Below are 16620 nucleotides of genomic sequence, written 5' to 3'. Positions count from 1 at the left end.
TTGACCACACCGACCACTGCAATGAAACTTCTGATTGATAGGTGATTTGAAAGAAGCCGCCGCGGTTTCGCCTCCAGCGACGGCCTCTCAAAATCACATCCTGCAGATCGGTTTCCAAGGTGCAGGACGAGGCTCTTGTCAAGCTCGGACAGAGTGTCCGGTGCGGCGCCGTCGGTCAAGCCTTGGGGTAGCTTTGTCTTCGAAAGGAAGACCCCAAATGACCAAAATGCAACACCCCAGCAGGTCACTCACCTTCGATGACGCCGTCGAAATCTGGCGGCTTCATATAAACGGTTGGTTTCAGCATCGAATCGCCGCCAAGTTCGACGTGAACCCTGGTCGTGTCAACGAAGTGCTGAAGCAACGAATGCATAAAGGCAGTTGCGAGCTAGCCAAGAATGGAGGGGCCCTTTGATGGCGTCCAGGACGTTCCCTTCATTCTGGATGTACAAGGATGTGAAAGGTGAGTGGCGGTGGACATACCACGCGGTAAACGGCGAAGCGATCGCTGTCTCAAGCGAGTCCTATGTCCGGCGCGCCGATTGCAGACGAGGCATTGATCTGGTCAGCTCTTCGGCTGGCCATACGGTCTGGTTCCCCAAGCATCTTATGAACGCTACCTGAGGTAAATCTCCACGCGCCAGCCTGCTAGGCTGACTAATGGACCTTGCAGCATCGCTATATCACCGGCGGCTAGATTTAGTCGCCGGTGATGTCTGACGGAGTTCCCCGAATGGAAATCGATAAGATCGACAAGGACGAGTTGGAACCGGACGGCAAGAAGAAGGCCGCCCGTGCTGCAATAAACGCGATAGCGGGAGCCATTCCTTTCGTCGGAGGGCTGATACAAGCGGGCGCTGGATACTGGTCTGAGCAGGAGCAAGAAAATGTAACAAATATTCTCAGGCAATGGATTCAGATGCTTGAGGATGAATTGAGAGAGAAAGGTAAGACGATCGCCGAGATCGTTGCGCGATTGGACATGCATGACGGAGAAGTCAAGCAGCGCATAGAATCGCCAGAATACCAATCATTGCTGAAAAAGGCGTTCCGAAACTGGTCTTCGATCGATACCGAATATAAGCGTCAAAGAATCCGAAATATTCTGGCAAATGCAGCAGCCGCGAAAACAACGTCAGATGACGTTGTCCGTCTGTTTATCGATTGGATCAACCTCTATTCGGATTTCCATTTTGAAGTGATCGGTGAGATTTATCGCAACCCAGGAGTAACCCGCGGGGAAATGTGGGACAATCTGGGTAGGCCCCAGGTGCGTGAAGACTCGGCCGAAGCGGATCTGTTCAAAATGCTGATCCGCGACCTCAGCACCGGCGGAGTCATCAGGCAACACAAAGAGACTGATGGCAGGGGCAATTTCCTACTGAAGAGGCCAGCACGTCGTGCACCTCAGGGGCAGGTGCAACGCACGGCGAAGTCTGCCTTCGACGAGGTTGAGCCATACGAACTCACAGATCTAGGACAGCAGTTCGTACATTACGCGATGAACGAGATAACGGCAAAGATAGAATTTCAAGAGTTCAGCTAACTCAATAAGCCATCACCCGACTGGAGGCGTCGGAACGCAGGTCTTATTCCAATGATCATGTAACCTCGGCGCGGTCAGCGAGCGGCTGCGCAGCATTTTGACCTCGTCGTCGATGATTGGGAATTCCTTGAGCTTGCCGCCCGGCTGCGCGGCGAGCAACTGCGCGTATCCCGACAGATCGCCGATATGCTCGTCGGTCGAGACGCCGGGCGCCTCGAACTTCAAGATGTCGCGGAGCACTCCTTGCTGATTATGGCGATGTCGAGGCCGGAAGCCGACCGTCCGCCGGCAAGGCAACTGGCGCGAAAGGCGGACATCGAGACGTTGCGAGCGGCCCCAAACATTACCTTGCCTTCAGCATCGCATCCGAGGCACGAAACCACGACACATAGCCGCTCAATCGGCTTTCAAACGGACCCTGTCTGCGTTCCACTCATCGAGCAATCTGCCTGAATTCTCATGCGGACAATAGCGAAGCAGCATTCACTCAGGCAGTACCGGCGACGGCGTTCTCGCCTAAGACCGATCTTTAATGACGACCAGTGACCCTATCGGCCCGACCTCGGATCGCACCCGTTCGATAACCCGCTGGCGACCATCGATGGGAGCCGAGATCAGCTCACTGACGTAGCTCGGAGGTTCTGACCGCAGCGCCGGAAAATCGACATGGACCCGCTCGACGCCGCCGCGGTCTGCCAAATACCGGACAACGCCCTGCGCCCGACTCGGAAGCGATGGATTTCCCGATTGCCCGCTGAGGCCTCTGCAGCACACCAAGCATCGAAGTGGGACGCACGCTGGGCCAAGCGTCGAAATTCCAACGCCACCTTGTTTGATGAGCGGCTTCACCGCCGCGGCATACGCTACCGTGCAGCCCAACTGCTCGAGCTGAGGGACGGTTGACAAGCAATTCCACGTCAGCTTTGGAAAAGTCAGCAGCGTATGATTGTAGAAGAAATACAGGGCGGGAATGCCCTTGAGATCGGCTTGATCAAGCAAGATATCGATCTGCGGTCGGCCTCGAACCTTGTGCTTGATTGATGAGTAGAGGTTGGCTTTCAGCTTGAGGATTTTCGCCTGAATGAGCAATCCAGTCCATTGCCGACCATCCGTGAGCCACCATTCCCAATCCGCGCCGGTGATAGATTCCTCGGGCTTCGTGAACTGAAACGTCGCCACCTCTGCAGGGTGAGCTGCTTGTATGTCCAGCAGGAAATTGTCCGTAACAGTCTCTTCTCCACGCTTGATTCCAAGTGAGCGCGCTGATCCAAGCTCGGTCCATATTTTCTGCGCCATCGTGACGAACGTGTTGCAGAGCGGGTCCGAGTGAAAAAGTCCATTTGCGGTTATCGTGGCTGTGCTTGTCATAGCTTGCTGAATTCCCCCCGGTCACGCTCGACCTCGGGCGTAGAGACAATGTTTGGCTAAACTACCCGCGTTTCGCGAAGGCCAAAACCCGACCGCTGAAATGGAGTTGTTCGCGGCGTGATCCGATCGCCGATGGCGATGCAATACTTGTGCGACATAGTTCCCTCTTCTGAAATGCTGATTGCCGAAGATGTGGATTGCCTTATCAAGGTACAAATGGCCGGACCACCGGTGTCCAAGCATACGCAGCCGGAACCAAGCAGCAATGCAGGCCTGATATACTGCGCAGGATTTTCTGCATGGGCGACAGAGGGAAGACTTAAGGCGCATGACCCTGATCCGTGTTCTGGAAATCGAGAACTTCCGCGCGATCAAGAAGCTCCGGTGGCTGCCGGGAGCAGGAATGAATTGCCTGATTGGACCGGGCGACAGCGGCAAGTCCACGATCCTAGACGCCATCGATCTATGCCTTGGCGCGCGGCGATCGTTGTCCTTCACGGATGCCGACTTCCATGCAATCGATTTCTATCAGCCGATCCGCATTGCTATTACACTTGGTGCCCTCGATGATCCGCTCAAAAACATCGACGCCTATGGCGACTTCCTAGTCGGATTCGACGCCGGCACCGGTCTTGTCGAGCCCGAGCCGGGAACGGGGATCGAAACGGCGCTGACACTACAACTCACCGTACGGAGCGATCTCGAGCCGGAATGGACGCTTGTATCGCCCCGTGCCCAGGCAGCGGGACGCACCCGCAATCTCGCCTGGGCCGACCGCACGCGAATTTCGCCCGCCCGTCTAGGCGTAACCAGCGGCAGCCACCTGACGTGGCGCCGTGGCTCCGTGTTGAGCAAGCTCACCGAGGGCAAGGCGGATACGTCGGGCGAGTTGACGCGACTAGCCCGCGAGATTCGGGACGCGTTCGACCAGAAAGAACTCAAGGAACTTGATGGCTCGTTGATGCTCGTCACGGCCGCCGCCACTGAGATGGGTGTTCCAGTCGGCGCGGCCGTACAGGCTCTCATCGACGCCGGCTCGGTCAGCTTCACAGGGGGCACTATCTCGCTTCACGACGAGGACGGCATACCATTGAGGTCACTCGGCCTGGGCTCGTCGCGTTTGCTGATCGCGGCCTTGCAGCGGAAAGCTGCGGACAAGGCGACGACCTTTCTGATCGACGAACTCGAATACGGCCTGGAGCCGCACCGCATCATCCGCTTGCTCGGAGCGCTCGGAGCCAAAGAGGACGTGCCGCCGTTGCAGGTCTTTGCGACGAGCCACTCTCCGACGACCGTCACAGAACTGGGCGCTCATCAACTGCAGATCGTTCGAAACAAGGGCGGAGAGCACATTGTCACGCGTGCCAGCGACGCGGGCGACGTGCAGGGTACGATCCGGGCGCACGCCCATGCCCTGCTCGCCACCTCGATCGTCGTGTGTGAAGGCGGCAGTGAGATCGGCCTTATGCGCGGCCTTGACCAGCACTTTACGAGTGGGGGCGCAAGGTCGCTGGCGGCCTGCGGAGCCACTCTCGTCAATGGCAATGGCGATGAAACCTTCAGCCGCTCCAATGCGCTGCAGGCTCTCGGCTATCGGGTGGCCATTCTGCGGGACAGCGACAAGCCCGCGCCGCCGGCTGCGGAAGCGACGTTCCTGGCGGGCGGCGGCCAGGTCTTTGCGTGGGGTGGCGGACGGGCGCTGGAGCAGGAACTCTTTGCCGCACTCCCGGACGGACCGGCAGGCAAGCTCTTGGAGCTTGCCATCGAGGTGAAGGACCGCGCGCTAGTGGAGGCGCATGTCAGGACCATCTCGAACGGAACGACGTCGCTGAACGATCTTGAGATGGAAGTGCTGCTTGACGGCCTCAACCTCGACAGCCGCACGGTTCTCGGCGACGCGGCCGCACGCTTTGGCTGGCTTAAAACCATCACGACCATGGAAACAGCGGGGCGGACCATTGTCGGGCCGGCCTACGACGACACCGATGACAGCCTGACCGGGGTCATGGACGGCGTCTTGGATTGGGTTGCAGATGGCGCCCGCTGAAATCGATCTCCGAGGGATATACCGTGGACTGGTGATCGCACCGGCCGGCTGCGGCAAGACGCAGCTTATTGTCGATGCTTTGGCGCGGCATGACGCGGCAAAGCCAGTGCTGGTACTGACCCATACCAATGCGGGCGTAGCCGCGCTGCGCGGCCGCCTGGAAAAGATGGGGGTGGGGCCGGCTGCATATCGAGCTGCGACGCTGGACGGCTTTGCAATCCGGCTCATCTCGACATTTCCGCAGCGCGCGGGACACGATCCCAGGATCGTCAGTGGCGCCCGCCCGAACTACGACGCCATCCGAAATGCCGCTGCCCGCTTGGTAGCGGCGGGGCATTTACACGACGTGTTAGCCGCGAGTTACGAACGGGTGTTCGTGGACGAGTATCAGGATTGTTCGATCCGCCAGCACGCCTTCGTGACCTGGCTCGCTCAAGCCCTGCCGACGGCTGTCGTCGGTGACCCGTTTCAATCCATATTCGGATTCGGCGGGGACCCGTTGGCGGACTGGCAGACGGCAGTTGTCGCGTTCTTCCCTGTGGTCGGGGAACTCAAGACCCCGTGGAGATGGATCAACGCCGGGGCACCCGACCTGGGGAATTGGTTGCTGTCGATACGAACCCAGCTCGCAAAAGGTGTGCCGATCGATCTGCGCGAAGCGCCTCCCGGCATCGAGTGGATTCACCTCGACGGCCGCCGAGATAACGCGCTTCGTCTGGCTGCCGCCGCAGTGGACGCTCCTGGCGATACGAAGGTCCTGATTATTGGCGACAGCACCGACCCACGCGGACAGCGCCGATTTGCGCGTCAAGTCGATGGCGCCGTGACGATCGAGGCGGTGGACCTGCGCGACGTCACCGATTTCGGGGCCGCGCTCGACCTCGGCGACCCGAACGCATTGTCCGTGGTGGCCAGTTTTGCCGAGAACCTCATGAGTAATTTTTCCGCTGACGACCTCCTTCGTTCGATCGCTTCAGCGCGCGCCGGCACACTCGGGCGCGCGCTGTCGGGTATCGAGCATGCGGCCATTGGCCTTGAGGAGAAGAAGTCGTTTCGTGCCGTGGTCGACCTGCTCGTCGCCATCAACCAGGCGGGTGGGGTGAGATGCTATCGACCTGCGGTCCTTGCAGCGGCACAGCGAGCCTTGCAGCTTGCGGGTTCGATCGGTGGACCATCCTTCCGCGACGCGACTGTCGCCATCCGCGAACAGGCGCGGCTCGTAGGTCGGCCGCTTGCCCCACGCTCGGTAGGCAGCACTCTGCTCCTCAAGGGGCTCGAAGCCGACGTCTCCGTTGTTCTCAATGCCGGCGTTCTCAACGCCCGAAATCTCTATGTCGCAATGACACGAGGTTCGCGGCGCGTGCTGGTCTGCTCGGACTCGCCGATCCTCAATCCAGCTTGGTGATCAGGCCGGTCGGGGGGGAGAACTGCCCAGTCGTCATGTAGACGATCGCGGCTATGTCCGCTTCTGAGCAGCGGCCGTTGCGACTCTAATTACCGAAATGGGGCGCATTACTGAGTGACCGCTTTGAGCACACTGGTGGCCCGAGAGTGCAGACTATCCGCCGACTCTTCCAGCCCGAAGCGGGGTTAAGGGGTCATCGCTTCAGCGCTAAGTTCTAAAACGAACACCCACGCCGCCGCCGTTTTTAGAAACGAACTCAACGCCGGCAGCTTCCAATGCCTGTCGAATGGCCCTTACGTTCGCCGCAGTGAGGGATGTCGTGCCATCTGCAACTTCCGCTCGACTCACAGTTGCAACGCCAATACCAGCAGTCTTCGCAAGCTCTTTTGCGCTCCAATGCACCAGCGCCCGGGCAGCACGGATTTGGGCTCCGGTGATTTCATTGGCATCATCTGATTTCGAATTGATCAATCTAAACTCGTGTGCTACCTAGCTGTTACTTGAGACTGCAGTTCACTCTCGCGGTATCAAAGGAACTGCGGCTGTATCCGGTGCAGGAACACCGAATACAGCCTGACCAAACCTAAGCTGGTTGGAGCTCGGATCATGGCTGATTCCGACAATACCACAGCATTGCCTTTCGTCACCCAAGGGGGACGAAGGAAGAGCTGTGCTGTGGATGACGATGGGGCAGTTAGCGATATTGTACATCCCGCGCATTTGCGAGCGCCCATCGACCCGTGTGTTGTCCTATTGCAGGAATGGGAACAAGCACACCACATGGCCGTGGTCTTGTGCCGGCTGCAGCAGCGTCTTGAGATAAGGATTAGAAACGCCCTGGCGACTTCCGAACCCGGTGGTGGACCCGAAAAGGACCAGCAGACTACGCCGCAGGCATCGGTGTTGACGGATCGACAGAAACGTTGGGACGAACTCGACCAGGAGGTCGGATACTCAAGAGCCCGTGCCGCCGAGGCGCAAGCTGTTGAGGCTGAAGAAGAGATCCTCGACGCTGTTGCCGCCACTCCCGCCCAGTCATTTGCCGGGGTGATCGCCAAATTGACGATCATCGTCGGCGGTGGCGAGCACATGGGCGACACATCGGCATTTCCCTGGCCGCAAATTCAGTCGATCCTGGCGGATCTCAAGGCGTTGAGCGACCGCAGCGCCGAATTGCCGCCGCGACGTGCGGATGAACGGCACCACGCCGGCAGTGAACGCGGCCTGGACGGGGAGGCCAATCGTCTTCCCCCCTCCATGTCAGACGGCAACACAGTCGGCGAAAGCCTTCCACGGCAAAGCTGAACGCACTGCAGGATCGCGGGAGCGAGAGCTGCGATGCCACGCGGCCTTACGTCCCTGCATCGGCGCGGTCGACGCAACCTTCTACAAAACAATGGGAGAGAGAGAATGACGTTTACATTCCCTGTATGCCTGCGGCGCGCCTTCATGTGGTGCGTTTTGCTCGCGCTGATCGTGGCCTTGCCAGGTGGTCCGGCCTTTGCTGAGACGACGAAGGAGCGCATCCTGCGCGAAGGCAAGATCGTCATCGGCATCCACAACCGGACGCCATGGGGTTTTCGCGATGAAGCCACTGGCGAGGCAAAAGGATGGCATCCCGACCTGTTGAGGGCTGCGTTCTCTGAACTTGGCGTCAAGGAGCTCGACATCAGGGTCACCGAGTTCGGCGCCCTGATCCCAGGCCTGCTCGCAGGCCGCTTCGATGCGGTGGCCTCCGGTCTGTCCATCACGCCGGAGCGCTGCCGGCAGGTCGCCTTCGGGGCACCTGATCTGAAGGTGCGTGACGCAGCCATCGTGCTCGCTGGCAATCCAAAACAGATCCACGGTTTCGAGGACATCGTCAGCCAAAAGATCATCATGGGTGCCGGCCGCGGCAGTGTGTCGGTCAGGAATGCGACTGCAGCCGGCGTGCCGGAAAGCAACATGCTGCTGTTCCCCGACATCGAAGCGAACATCTCGGCCCTGCGCTCCGGCCGCATCGATGTGACGGTGCTGTCGTCTCCTACCGCAATCGGGCTGTTTTCGAGCGGGAAGCTCAAGGGCCTGGAAAGTGCCACACCCTTCGTGACAACAGATGAACAGGCAACTTATGCCGCTGTCGCCTTCCGCAGCGAGGACCAGGATCTGCGTGCGTTGTGGGATGAACGGCTTGTTGCCCTGACGAAGGACGGGACGGTCACCAAGGTCATGGCCAGATATGGCTTTGGTGAGACCGAGATCGTGCCCGATACCGTCACCGTCCAGAAGCTCTGTGGCATGGCTGGTGCTAGCAAATGAGCATCCTCGAGATCTGGCTCGGTATCCTTCAGGGGTTTCGCGTCACCGCTCTGGTGACGCTCTACGGCCTTGTCTTTGCCATTCCCTTTGGCCTCGTCTTTGGCGTTGCCCAATACCTGACCACCGGCCCGGCACGGTTCGTGGTGACCTCGATCATCGAGTTCTGGCGCAGCTCCGCCGTCATCATCCTGCTCTTCGTGTTCTACTACGCCTTGCCCATCGCCGGACTGGCGCTGTCGGCGATGACCGTCAGTGCCATGGTGCTCGGGCTCAACATTGGCGGTTATGCCAGCCAGGCCGTCAGAGCCGGCCTGCAGGCGCTGGACCGTGGCCAGAAGGAAGCTGGCCACGCATTGGGACTGTCGCGTGCCACCATCCTGTTGCGCATCGAACTGCCGCAGGCGCTGGTGGCGATGAGCCCGACCTTCATCAACCAGCTCATCCAGCTGGTGAAGGCGACATCGCTTGTCTCGCTGGTCACGCTCACAGACATGACCTTCCGCGCCAAGGAGATCTCGCAGATCGAGTACGACCCGGTACCGATCTACAGCTCGCTGCTGCTTGCCTACTTCATCGTCTGCTATCCGGTCGCCCTGTTCGGGCGCTGGGTGGAACGACGTATCAATCCGTCAAGGGAGACGCGTCGTGCAGTTTGATTTAGCCTTTGCGCTTTCGACCCTGCCAACCATTCTTGGTGCCATCGGCATGACGTTGCTGGTTGCAGCCGTCAGCTGCGTTGGAGCCTCGGCAATCGGCTTCGGCTTTGAGCTCGTCCGCCGCTCTGGCGGTTTGGGCGGCCTGTTCGTCAGCTTCGTGATCGACTTCATCCGGGCGACGCCGGTACTGGTCTGGCTCTACTGCCTGTATTTCATCTTGCCCTTCTACGGCATTCGCCTTGGAGCGCTTGCCACAGGCATGATCGGGCTCAGCCTCTATTACAGCGGCTATCTCGCGGAGGTGTTCAAGGCAGGCATCGATGCCATCCCCAATGGTCAGGCGGAGGCCGCAAGGGCACTGGGTCTCGGCAGGATGGATATGACCATCTTTGTCATCGCCCCGCAGATGCTGCGCAACATCGCAGCACCCATGGGCAACTACTTCGTCTCGATCCTGAAGGCGACGCCTTACCTCGCCGTGCTTGCGGTGCCGGAGATGCTGGGCCGTGCCTTCGACATCGCATCCGACACCTACCGTTACGCCGAGCCGCTGACGGTTGCCGGCCTGATCTTCCTCGGCCTTGCACTCCTCATCTCGCAAGCCATCAAACGGCTCGAGATCCGGCTGCTTGGGCCGACAGCCAGGTAGCCGAGCGACGGGCAGCCTGACGGCCGATGACGTCCTCACAAAACCAGACACTGAGATCGCTGCTTTCAAGCGAACTGTAGAGAGACCCCATGACCCATTCAGACGACAAACCTGCCGTCCAGATCTCCTCGCTCAACAAGTGGTATGGCTCCTTCCATGTGTTGAAGGAGGTCAACCTCACCATCCCAAGCGGATCCCGCTTTGTGATCTGTGGACCGTCCGGCTCAGGCAAATCCACTCTGATCCGCTGCCTGAACGGGCTTGAAGCCTACCAGCAGGGAACAGTGACGCTTGAAACAACCCGGCTGGGCGATAATGCCAGGGAGACAACACTCGCCCGCCGGCAGACCGGAATGGTGTTCCAGAGCTTCAACCTGTTTCCGCATCTGACTGTTTTGTCGAACTGCACGCTGGCCCTGCGCCGTGTCCTTCGCATGCCACGCAACGAAGCCGAGAGCCTGGCGCGCCATTTCCTGGAAAAGGTCCGCATTCCCGAACAGGCCAACAAATACCCTGCGCAGCTCTCAGGCGGACAGCAGCAGCGGGTGGCGATTGCGCGCGCGCTCTGCATGAACCCGCGCCTGATGCTGTTCGACGAGCCAACCTCGGCACTTGACCCGGAAATGGTCAAGGAGGTGCTCGACGTCATGACCGGACTGGCCCACGAAGGCATGACGATGATCTGCGTCACCCATGAGATGGGCTTTGCGCGCGAGGTTGCCGACCAGGTCGTGTTCATGGATCAGGGCAGCATTGTCGAACAGGCCTCGCCCGGGGCGTTCTTTTCGACACCCAATCATCCCCGCGCCCGGTCCTTCCTCAACACGCTGTTGCATTGACATGAAGATGTCGCCGGCGGGCGAGACGCGCATCTGGACAACTCTTGACTTCGACCGGGACGGCAAGCAGCACGATTGGCTGCGACTGCCGTTCTCGACCGACCAGTCCGCCTACGGCGTCATTCCGATCCCGATCACCTGCATCAGGAACGGTGTCGGGCCGACCGCCCTTTTAATTGCCGGCAATCATGGTGATGAGTATGAGGGCCAGGTGGCTCTGGGCAAGTTGGCTCGTCGGCTCGAACCCCTCGACATGCGCGGCCGTATTCTCATTCTGCCTGCGCTTAATTATCCCGCCGTCGTTGCGGGGACGCCTCTCCCCCGTCGACGAAGGCAATCTCAATCGCCTGTTCCCGGGCGAGGCGAATGGCACTCCAACCCAGATGATCGCCCACTATGTCACCTCGGTTCTGCTTTCGATGGCTGACATCGTCATTGACCTGCATTCAGGCGGCAGATCCCTGTCATATCTTCCCTGCTGCCTGATACGCGTTGGCAAAACCGGAGCCGAAACCACAAGGCTCATGGAACTCTTGCAGGTCTTCGGCGCTCCCATCGGATCCATCAGCGACGGCAGCGGTGGCGGAGGGGCAACCACTCTTTCTGCAGTTACCCAGGCTCTTGGCGTTCCAACGCTCACAACCGAGTTGGGAGGAGGCGGCACCTTCTCAACCACCGGCGAGGCCATCGCCAGCCAGGGGATCTACCGCGTCCTGAAGCACATCGGCGTCTTGCCCAATGCCGAAACCATACCGGCGCCACCTGTCCGGCTCATGCAGGTCGCCGGGAGGGGCGCGTTCACCTATGCCCCCATTCATGGCATCTTCGAACCTGCTGTCGAACTCGGCGACACTGTCGACACCGGTCAGACCGCAGGCTTCATATTTCCTGTCGATGGCTCCCAAAAGCCGGCCGAAGAAGTCTGCTTTTCTCAGCCAGGCCTCGTGGCCTGCCGCCGCGCGCCAGCCCTTGCCGCCCCCGGAGACTGCCTGTTCAAGCTCGTGACCGATGTCGGGGCGATGCGAGTGGCCAGCACATGACAAAGCCTCAAGAGAAAACAGGGTCGTCGGGCGGCGACTTCATTCCACGGCCTGAGTAAGCGCGCAGCCCATCAACCACTTCCGGTCAATCCCGGTTTTTTGGGATTCTCTCTGCTTTTCCACTGCTTTACGCGGATGGTCCGCAAATCGCAGGAGGATGCATGAAGCCGGATTCGTCTGAGTGGCGTAGCTCGCAGGCCTACGATTTCATAAGCAACGTGCCTCCAGATGCCCTCGCCTGGGAATTCCTCCGCCGCAATCCAGCCTATCAGCGCGAATTCGCAGACATGCAGCAAATCAACCCCACGCCGAATTCCCTCTCCCCGAACGAACTGCGGTCGCAGTGGGGGCTTCGATTTTCCAGCAAATCCTGATCGCCCGGCAACCAAGCAGCCGGTTTACTGGACACCCGAGGTCGATCCGGGTGTTATCCTGCTCATCAACACGCCGCCGCTGCTGGCAGACGACGCGGACGTAGTCGCCGCTTTGCCGCCGGCGGTTTCAATGCGTGACGAGCTCGGCGAGCACCTGCGTCCCCTCTCAACAGCAAATAGCTGCCAGATCACGCTGCTTTACGGCACCGACTGCGCGCACCCCCTGGCTGCGATAGTACCCCTCGACGCCAAGGCCTCCGAACGGCTGTCATCCCTGGATAGATTTATCAGATCGTCCATGGGAAGCAGCGTGCCCGATAAACGCCTGACATCTTCGCAACGCACGCGTCTCGGCCATATGCTTCGCGCTCTCGACGGCCGAATCGAAGGGGCTTCCCATTTCGAGATAGCCCACGCCCTGTTCGGTCCCCGCTTCATCGTCGCTGAAGAATGGCAGGATTCGCCATTTCGTTACACAACGCTGCGCCTCATACGCGATGGCTACAGAATGATTGAAGGCGGCTACCGCAAGCTACTGCGGTTCCGGCGACGCGACGCCTGAATGCCGGTGCCAGGTCCGGCAGCCGTGTACCTGTAGTGCGAAATAGGCTCCATCCATTTCGCACCTGAACAACGCCGGAGCCCTTCTCCATCATAGCCCACGTCCGCCGCTCGATCTCAGCGGCTTTCACAAAAATGATGGAGATGCCCCGATGAACGGTCGAAACGCCGACTTGCCACCGCGCTTTCTGCGCACCAAGGAAGCGGCAACGTTCCTAAGCCTGTCGGCAAGGACGCTCGAAAAGCACCGCACCTACGGGACAGGCCCCGACTATCGCAAGCTCGGCGGCCGGGTCGTCTATGCCATTGACGATCTCCAGGCCTGGGCCAATCGCGGAGCCATGACCTCAACGTCCGACCCACGGGGCACCGTGCTTCCGGCCAAACGCCATTCCCTTATGGCTGCAGCACATGCCGACCGCTTGGCCCGCTGATCGCTCGGCTGTTCCCCTTGTCGGCGCGGAATTGCCTACCTTCGGAGCGCGGACAGCTTGATCTGTTCCATGCGCTCCCTGGCGACTTCGCTCCTCGCGATGCACAGGACCTCATGGCCTATCCATTCTTTTCCCTCGCAAAGTCCAGACGCACGGCACCCATCGATTTCAAGGCCGGAGGCGTAACCATCCGGGTCGAAGCCGTGCCGGATCATGGCATGGCAACGATCTGGGACGCAGACATCCTGATCTGGGCCGCCAGCCAGATCGTCAACGCCCGCGACGCCGGGCTGCGAACATCAAGGCTGATGGCTGCGACGCCCCACGAGATCCTGACCTTTACCGGGCGCGGCGTCAGCTCACGCGACTATCAGCGCCTAAAATCCGCGCTCGATCGTCTCCAGTCGACCACGGTCGCGACCTCCCTCCGTCAGCCGGCCGAGGGCCGGCGCCATCGCTTCTCCTGGCTGAACGAATGGGTAGAGCGGACCGACCGGGACGGACGGCCAGTCGGCGTCGAACTGATCCTGCCGGATTGGTTCTATCGCGCGGTCCTCGATGACGCGCTCGTGCTCACCATCGACCGGGCTTATTTCGATCTGACCGGGGGCCTTGAGCGTTGGCTTTACCGCATCGTGCGCAAGCATGGCGGACACCAGCAATTCGGCTGGAGGTTCGACTTCATCCATCTGCACCACAAGTCCGGCAGCCTCTCGCCGCTCAAGCACTTTGCATACGACCTGCGCGACATCGCCCGACGACAACCCCTGCCTGGCTACCGCCTCGGCATCGAACATCAGGTCGACGGTCCTGATGTCCTCACCTTCGTCACCACCAATCCGGCTGCTTTCACTTCGCCACGCCTGGAGCGGAAACCATCCACGCGATTCGGGGATAAGCTGTGAACACGCTCGTGCTATCGGGGACCACCCCAGTCGTGCCATCGGGGACCCGACCTTCGTGCTATCGGGGACCGGAATTGACGATTCCTCGTCGGATTCCAGTGCCTTGCGGCCACCGTAACGTCTCTAACCCAGATTCTTTCAGAATCTTTCTAACGCACCCCTGCCTTCGCCGGCATGAGGATGACTGCCCCATAATTGCGGAGAGCTCGTCATGAACGCAGCACTCCTCACCCATGTCGAACTGACCTTTGTCGAAAAGAGGATCGAGCACTGGATCCGCTTCGGTCGGGCAGCGCACGAACAACGTATCGATCGCCGCCGTCGCATCCTCTCCTTCCAGCCCGGCACGATCTTCGCCTTTGTCCGCTGGGCCTCCAATGACTTCGGCACAGTGATCTCACGGATCGACATTGTGCGTGCGGTCGCCCGCGGCGAAGCCTATCAGACGCTGCCATTCGTGCGTCCGGGCGGCGACATCCTGCTCAAGATCGATAGCTGGCCCAAAGTCGAGCGCGTGCTCCAGGTGATCGATGCAATCGAACATCTCGGCATCGATCCCCAAACCGTTTCGCCCGATCACTGGCGACACGTTCACAACCGAATGACCGCCGGCCACGAGCCAAGGGCATACACGCTCGACCAGCATCGTGCCTTCCTTCTGCGCCAGAGGGCGAAGTCATGAGCCGCCTCTCCATCGTGCTTATGACTGCATTTGCTGTAACTGGCGTCGGCTATCCGGGGCTCACGCCGATGCCGATCAGGCTGATGTGGAACGCTTCGGCCAGCGCGCCGATCGGCCTTTACTGGATTAACTTGGACAGTCCTTTCGAAGTCACTGATCTTGTCGCCGTCGACGCGCCGGAGCCGCTCGCGATCTTCTTCGCCGCGCGCAACTATCTGCCGAAAGGCGTTCCGCTCCTGAAGCGCGTTCGCGCAGTCTCCGGGCAAACCGTCTGCCGTTCAAACGTTCTCATCACAGTCGACGGCATCGAGGCTGGCACAGCACTTGAACACGATCGCGCAGGCCGTCCACTGCCGGCCTGGAGTGGATGCCTGCGCATCCCCGCCGGCGAAATCTTCCTCATGAACTGGGAAGTCCGCGACAGCCTCGACGGTCGCTACTTCGGCCCCATTTCCCTCGACCGCATCATTGGCCGCGCCATCCCTCTTTGGACCGACGAGGAGGGTGACGGCCGCTTCGAATGGCGCGCGTCAACGCGGTGAGCGCGCCAGCGGCAGCGTAGGTCTCGCCGCCGCCCCATCACCGCCGAACCAGAAAAGGACTCAGCCATGCCACAGATCGGACTGTTCACGCGCGAAGGAGACAGCTTCTCGGGCCGCATCCACACATTCACGCTCGACCTCGAACTCACCATCGTACCGGTCGAACCGGGCGACGGTGACAACACACCCGACTATCGCGTGCTGCGCGGCATCGGTGACGGACAGGAGGTCGGAGCAGGCTGGACACGCACCAGCGAGAAAGCCGGGGAGCATGTTTCGTTGCAGCTCGACGACCCGACCTTCCACGAACCGATCCGCGCACGCCTGTTCCGGAAGGGTGACGACGCGACCTCATGGTCGTTGCATTGGAGCCGTCCACGCGACCGCAGCGAGACGGCTTGAGTCATGCCCTGCCGCGACGTCGCTTCTCGGCTGCGCCCAACGCGCAGCCGATCGGTCGCCCGACAGCCACAGCCGGTTCGCCGGTTCGCGCTTCGTCTTCTTTCCGGCCTGCTTTTGACGGCCTGCTCGGTCGGCCCGTCCATTGCGCAAGCCAATGCGGTACATCAATCGGTGCCCAGTGATAATTATGCCGCCCACATCGCCGAAGCTTCTCGACGCTTCGCAATTCCGGCTGCCTGGATACGCGCCGTCATACGCAAGGAAAGTGCAGGCGACGCGCGCGCCGTGTCCAGCGACGGCGCGCTTGGCCTGATGCAGATCATGCCTGGTACCTGGGAGGAGCTCCGCAGTCGATGGCCGCTCGGACAGGACCCGTTCGATCCGCGCGACAACATCCTGGCGGGCACCGCCTATCTGCGTGAGATGCACGATCGCTTCGGATCGCCGGGTTTCCTCGCGGCGTATCATGCGGGCCCGGCACGCTACGAAGACTATCTCGCCGGTCACCCTTTGCCGGCCGAAACGCTTGCCTATGTCGCAACACTTTCCACGCTGATCGACGGCGGTTCACTCACGGAGCGGGCGTCGACGCCGGTGGCACCTGGTGGCCCGGAAGCGCTGCCATGGCGCCACTCGCCGCTTTTCGTTCGAGCCCCCGTGGGCACTGAGCCGACGGCGTCCGAGCGCGAGAATAGTGCTGTCGCGGAGCGCTTCGTCGTGGGCGATGCTTTTGCGATCACGCCGCACTCGAATGGCCTCTTCACCGCGCGCGCCGGTATGGGAGACCCGCAATGAGGGTTGTCGCAGGAAGCCGTTGTATTGCGAGCAATCGGCAGCGATGGGCAAGGTCCGGCGTTAGTGCTGGAAAAACG

Annotated in this window: 23 protein-coding genes; 20 read left to right on the top strand and 3 right to left on the bottom strand. The window is 60.5% G+C overall.

Going from position 1 to position 16620, the window contains the following annotated elements; translation table 11 throughout:
- Positions 1-217 precede the first annotated feature (217 nt).
- From ACSQ3E_RS17380 to ACSQ3E_RS17370, 3 genes are all read left to right on the top strand, one after another.
- Positions 218-415 (top strand): hypothetical protein, encoded by a 198-nt coding sequence (locus ACSQ3E_RS17380; RefSeq protein ID WP_310326591.1) that lies wholly within the window; start codon positions 218-220, stop codon positions 413-415.
- A complete protein-coding gene (locus tag ACSQ3E_RS17375) occupies positions 415-624 on the top strand; it encodes a YegP family protein (RefSeq protein ID WP_310326592.1) in 210 nt (69 codons plus the stop codon). Before ACSQ3E_RS17380 ends, ACSQ3E_RS17375 begins: the two co-directional genes overlap by 1 nt.
- 109 nt (positions 625-733) lie before the next feature.
- Entirely contained in the window at positions 734-1546 is an 813-nt protein-coding gene (locus tag ACSQ3E_RS17370; RefSeq protein ID WP_310326594.1) for a hypothetical protein, read from the top strand.
- A gap of 12 nt (positions 1547-1558) precedes the next feature.
- Here ACSQ3E_RS17370 and ACSQ3E_RS17365 read toward each other — a convergent pair whose 3' ends face one another.
- Positions 1559-1771, bottom strand: a complete 213-nt coding sequence (locus ACSQ3E_RS17365) for a hypothetical protein (protein ID WP_310326597.1) — start codon at positions 1769-1771, stop codon at positions 1559-1561.
- 291 nt (positions 1772-2062) lie between these two features.
- Positions 2063-2914, bottom strand: coding sequence for a DUF6615 family protein (locus ACSQ3E_RS17360; protein ID WP_310326600.1), 852 nt, complete (start codon positions 2912-2914; stop codon positions 2063-2065).
- A gap of 328 nt (positions 2915-3242) precedes the next feature.
- Here ACSQ3E_RS17360 and ACSQ3E_RS17355 point away from each other — a divergent pair, with 328 nt between their 5' ends.
- Both ACSQ3E_RS17355 and ACSQ3E_RS17350 read left to right on the top strand, forming a co-directional pair.
- Positions 3243-4961, top strand: coding sequence for an ATP-dependent nuclease (locus ACSQ3E_RS17355; RefSeq protein WP_310326603.1), 1719 nt, complete (start codon positions 3243-3245; stop codon positions 4959-4961).
- 31 nt (positions 4962-4992) lie between these two features.
- The gene (locus ACSQ3E_RS17350; RefSeq protein ID WP_436123666.1) at positions 4993-6366 is read left to right on the top strand and encodes a UvrD-helicase domain-containing protein; all 1374 of its coding nucleotides are present in this window, start codon (positions 4993-4995) and stop codon (positions 6364-6366) included.
- A gap of 207 nt (positions 6367-6573) precedes the next feature.
- Here the strand turns inward: ACSQ3E_RS17350 and ACSQ3E_RS17345 are convergent, their stop codons facing one another.
- Complete coding sequence (locus tag ACSQ3E_RS17345) at positions 6574-6837, bottom strand: helix-turn-helix domain-containing protein (RefSeq protein WP_310326608.1); 264 nt, start codon at positions 6835-6837, stop codon at positions 6574-6576.
- A 135-nt stretch (positions 6838-6972) separates the two neighbouring features.
- Here ACSQ3E_RS17345 and ACSQ3E_RS17340 point away from each other — a divergent pair, with 135 nt between their 5' ends.
- The 15 genes from ACSQ3E_RS17340 to ACSQ3E_RS17270 all read left to right on the top strand — a co-directional run bounded on the left by ACSQ3E_RS17340 (position 6973) and on the right by ACSQ3E_RS17270 (position 16543).
- The gene (locus ACSQ3E_RS17340) at positions 6973-7671 is read left to right on the top strand and encodes a hypothetical protein (protein WP_310326610.1); all 699 of its coding nucleotides are present in this window, start codon (positions 6973-6975) and stop codon (positions 7669-7671) included.
- A gap of 105 nt (positions 7672-7776) precedes the next feature.
- The gene (gene ehuB / locus ACSQ3E_RS17335; RefSeq protein WP_436123665.1) at positions 7777-8664 is read left to right on the top strand and encodes an ectoine/hydroxyectoine ABC transporter substrate-binding protein EhuB; all 888 of its coding nucleotides are present in this window, start codon (positions 7777-7779) and stop codon (positions 8662-8664) included.
- Positions 8661-9320 carry an amino acid ABC transporter permease gene (locus ACSQ3E_RS17330; protein WP_436123664.1) on the top strand — a complete coding sequence of 220 codons (660 nt, stop codon included), beginning with the start codon at positions 8661-8663 and terminating at the stop codon, positions 9318-9320. Before ehuB ends, ACSQ3E_RS17330 begins: the two co-directional genes overlap by 4 nt.
- Positions 9310-9969 (top strand): amino acid ABC transporter permease, encoded by a 660-nt coding sequence (locus ACSQ3E_RS17325; RefSeq protein ID WP_310329956.1) that lies wholly within the window; start codon positions 9310-9312, stop codon positions 9967-9969. Before ACSQ3E_RS17330 ends, ACSQ3E_RS17325 begins: the two co-directional genes overlap by 11 nt.
- Positions 9970-10058: 89 nt before the next feature.
- Complete coding sequence (locus ACSQ3E_RS17320) at positions 10059-10808, top strand: amino acid ABC transporter ATP-binding protein (protein WP_436123663.1); 750 nt, start codon at positions 10059-10061, stop codon at positions 10806-10808.
- 1 nt (position 10809) lies between these two features.
- Positions 10810-11235: a hypothetical protein gene (locus ACSQ3E_RS17315; protein WP_436123662.1), complete on the top strand. Its 426-nt coding sequence runs from the start codon at positions 10810-10812 to the stop codon at positions 11233-11235.
- Entirely contained in the window at positions 11156-11848 is a 693-nt protein-coding gene (locus tag ACSQ3E_RS17310) for a succinylglutamate desuccinylase/aspartoacylase family protein (RefSeq protein ID WP_436123884.1), read from the top strand. Before ACSQ3E_RS17315 ends, ACSQ3E_RS17310 begins: the two co-directional genes overlap by 80 nt.
- A 161-nt stretch (positions 11849-12009) precedes the next feature.
- The gene (locus tag ACSQ3E_RS17305; RefSeq protein WP_182573891.1) at positions 12010-12222 is read left to right on the top strand and encodes a transcriptional regulator domain-containing protein; all 213 of its coding nucleotides are present in this window, start codon (positions 12010-12012) and stop codon (positions 12220-12222) included.
- A gap of 130 nt (positions 12223-12352) precedes the next feature.
- Entirely contained in the window at positions 12353-12784 is a 432-nt protein-coding gene (locus tag ACSQ3E_RS17300; protein ID WP_436123661.1) for a DUF2285 domain-containing protein, read from the top strand.
- Between the two features lie 151 nt (positions 12785-12935).
- Entirely contained in the window at positions 12936-13217 is a 282-nt protein-coding gene (locus tag ACSQ3E_RS17295; protein ID WP_280226847.1) for a helix-turn-helix transcriptional regulator, read from the top strand.
- A gap of 113 nt (positions 13218-13330) precedes the next feature.
- The gene (locus tag ACSQ3E_RS17290; protein WP_436123660.1) at positions 13331-14122 is read left to right on the top strand and encodes a replication initiator protein A; all 792 of its coding nucleotides are present in this window, start codon (positions 13331-13333) and stop codon (positions 14120-14122) included.
- Positions 14123-14333: 211 nt separating this feature from the next.
- Positions 14334-14804, top strand: coding sequence for a DUF2840 domain-containing protein (locus tag ACSQ3E_RS17285; RefSeq protein ID WP_436123659.1), 471 nt, complete (start codon positions 14334-14336; stop codon positions 14802-14804).
- A complete protein-coding gene (locus tag ACSQ3E_RS17280) occupies positions 14801-15346 on the top strand; it encodes a S26 family signal peptidase (protein ID WP_436123658.1) in 546 nt (181 codons plus the stop codon). Before ACSQ3E_RS17285 ends, ACSQ3E_RS17280 begins: the two co-directional genes overlap by 4 nt.
- A 66-nt stretch (positions 15347-15412) precedes the next feature.
- Positions 15413-15748: a DUF736 domain-containing protein gene (locus tag ACSQ3E_RS17275; protein ID WP_436123657.1), complete on the top strand. Its 336-nt coding sequence runs from the start codon at positions 15413-15415 to the stop codon at positions 15746-15748.
- A gap of 171 nt (positions 15749-15919) precedes the next feature.
- Complete coding sequence (locus tag ACSQ3E_RS17270; RefSeq protein ID WP_436123656.1) at positions 15920-16543, top strand: lytic transglycosylase domain-containing protein; 624 nt, start codon at positions 15920-15922, stop codon at positions 16541-16543.
- Positions 16544-16620: the final 77 nt, after the last annotated feature.

The organism is Aminobacter sp. LjRoot7, from assembly GCF_964252895.1.
Classification (GTDB): Bacteria; Pseudomonadota; Alphaproteobacteria; order Rhizobiales; family Rhizobiaceae; genus Aminobacter; species Aminobacter aminovorans_B.
Note: the sequence above shows the minus strand (reverse complement) of the source record. Positions and strands in the feature narration are given on the sequence as shown.

Excerpts from the sequence above, each read along its gene's own strand:
- ACSQ3E_RS17315 (WP_436123662.1), top strand. The coding sequence starts at position 10,810 with ATGAAGATGTCGCCGGCGGGCGAGACGCGCATCTGGACAACTCTTGAC.
- ACSQ3E_RS17330 (WP_436123664.1), top strand. The coding sequence starts at position 8,661 with ATGAGCATCCTCGAGATCTGGCTCGGTATCCTTCAGGGGTTTCGCGTC.
- ACSQ3E_RS17355 (WP_310326603.1), top strand. The coding sequence starts at position 3,243 with ATGACCCTGATCCGTGTTCTGGAAATCGAGAACTTCCGCGCGATCAAG.
- ACSQ3E_RS17370 (WP_310326594.1), top strand. The coding sequence starts at position 734 with ATGGAAATCGATAAGATCGACAAGGACGAGTTGGAACCGGACGGCAAG.
- ACSQ3E_RS17290 (WP_436123660.1), top strand. The coding sequence starts at position 13,331 with ATGGCCTATCCATTCTTTTCCCTCGCAAAGTCCAGACGCACGGCACCC.
- ACSQ3E_RS17275 (WP_436123657.1), top strand. The coding sequence starts at position 15,413 with ATGCCACAGATCGGACTGTTCACGCGCGAAGGAGACAGCTTCTCGGGC.
- ACSQ3E_RS17295 (WP_280226847.1), top strand. The coding sequence starts at position 12,936 with ATGAACGGTCGAAACGCCGACTTGCCACCGCGCTTTCTGCGCACCAAG.
- ehuB (WP_436123665.1), top strand. The coding sequence starts at position 7,777 with ATGACGTTTACATTCCCTGTATGCCTGCGGCGCGCCTTCATGTGGTGC.
- ACSQ3E_RS17300 (WP_436123661.1), top strand. The coding sequence starts at position 12,353 with ATGCGTGACGAGCTCGGCGAGCACCTGCGTCCCCTCTCAACAGCAAAT.
- ACSQ3E_RS17280 (WP_436123658.1), top strand. The coding sequence starts at position 14,801 with ATGAGCCGCCTCTCCATCGTGCTTATGACTGCATTTGCTGTAACTGGC.
- ACSQ3E_RS17375 (WP_310326592.1), top strand. The coding sequence starts at position 415 with ATGGCGTCCAGGACGTTCCCTTCATTCTGGATGTACAAGGATGTGAAA.
- ACSQ3E_RS17305 (WP_182573891.1), top strand. The coding sequence starts at position 12,010 with ATGAAGCCGGATTCGTCTGAGTGGCGTAGCTCGCAGGCCTACGATTTC.
- ACSQ3E_RS17360 (WP_310326600.1), bottom strand. The coding sequence starts at position 2,914 with ATGACAAGCACAGCCACGATAACCGCAAATGGACTTTTTCACTCGGAC.
- ACSQ3E_RS17285 (WP_436123659.1), top strand. The coding sequence starts at position 14,334 with ATGAACGCAGCACTCCTCACCCATGTCGAACTGACCTTTGTCGAAAAG.
- ACSQ3E_RS17320 (WP_436123663.1), top strand. The coding sequence starts at position 10,059 with ATGACCCATTCAGACGACAAACCTGCCGTCCAGATCTCCTCGCTCAAC.
- ACSQ3E_RS17380 (WP_310326591.1), top strand. The coding sequence starts at position 218 with ATGACCAAAATGCAACACCCCAGCAGGTCACTCACCTTCGATGACGCC.
- ACSQ3E_RS17340 (WP_310326610.1), top strand. The coding sequence starts at position 6,973 with ATGGCTGATTCCGACAATACCACAGCATTGCCTTTCGTCACCCAAGGG.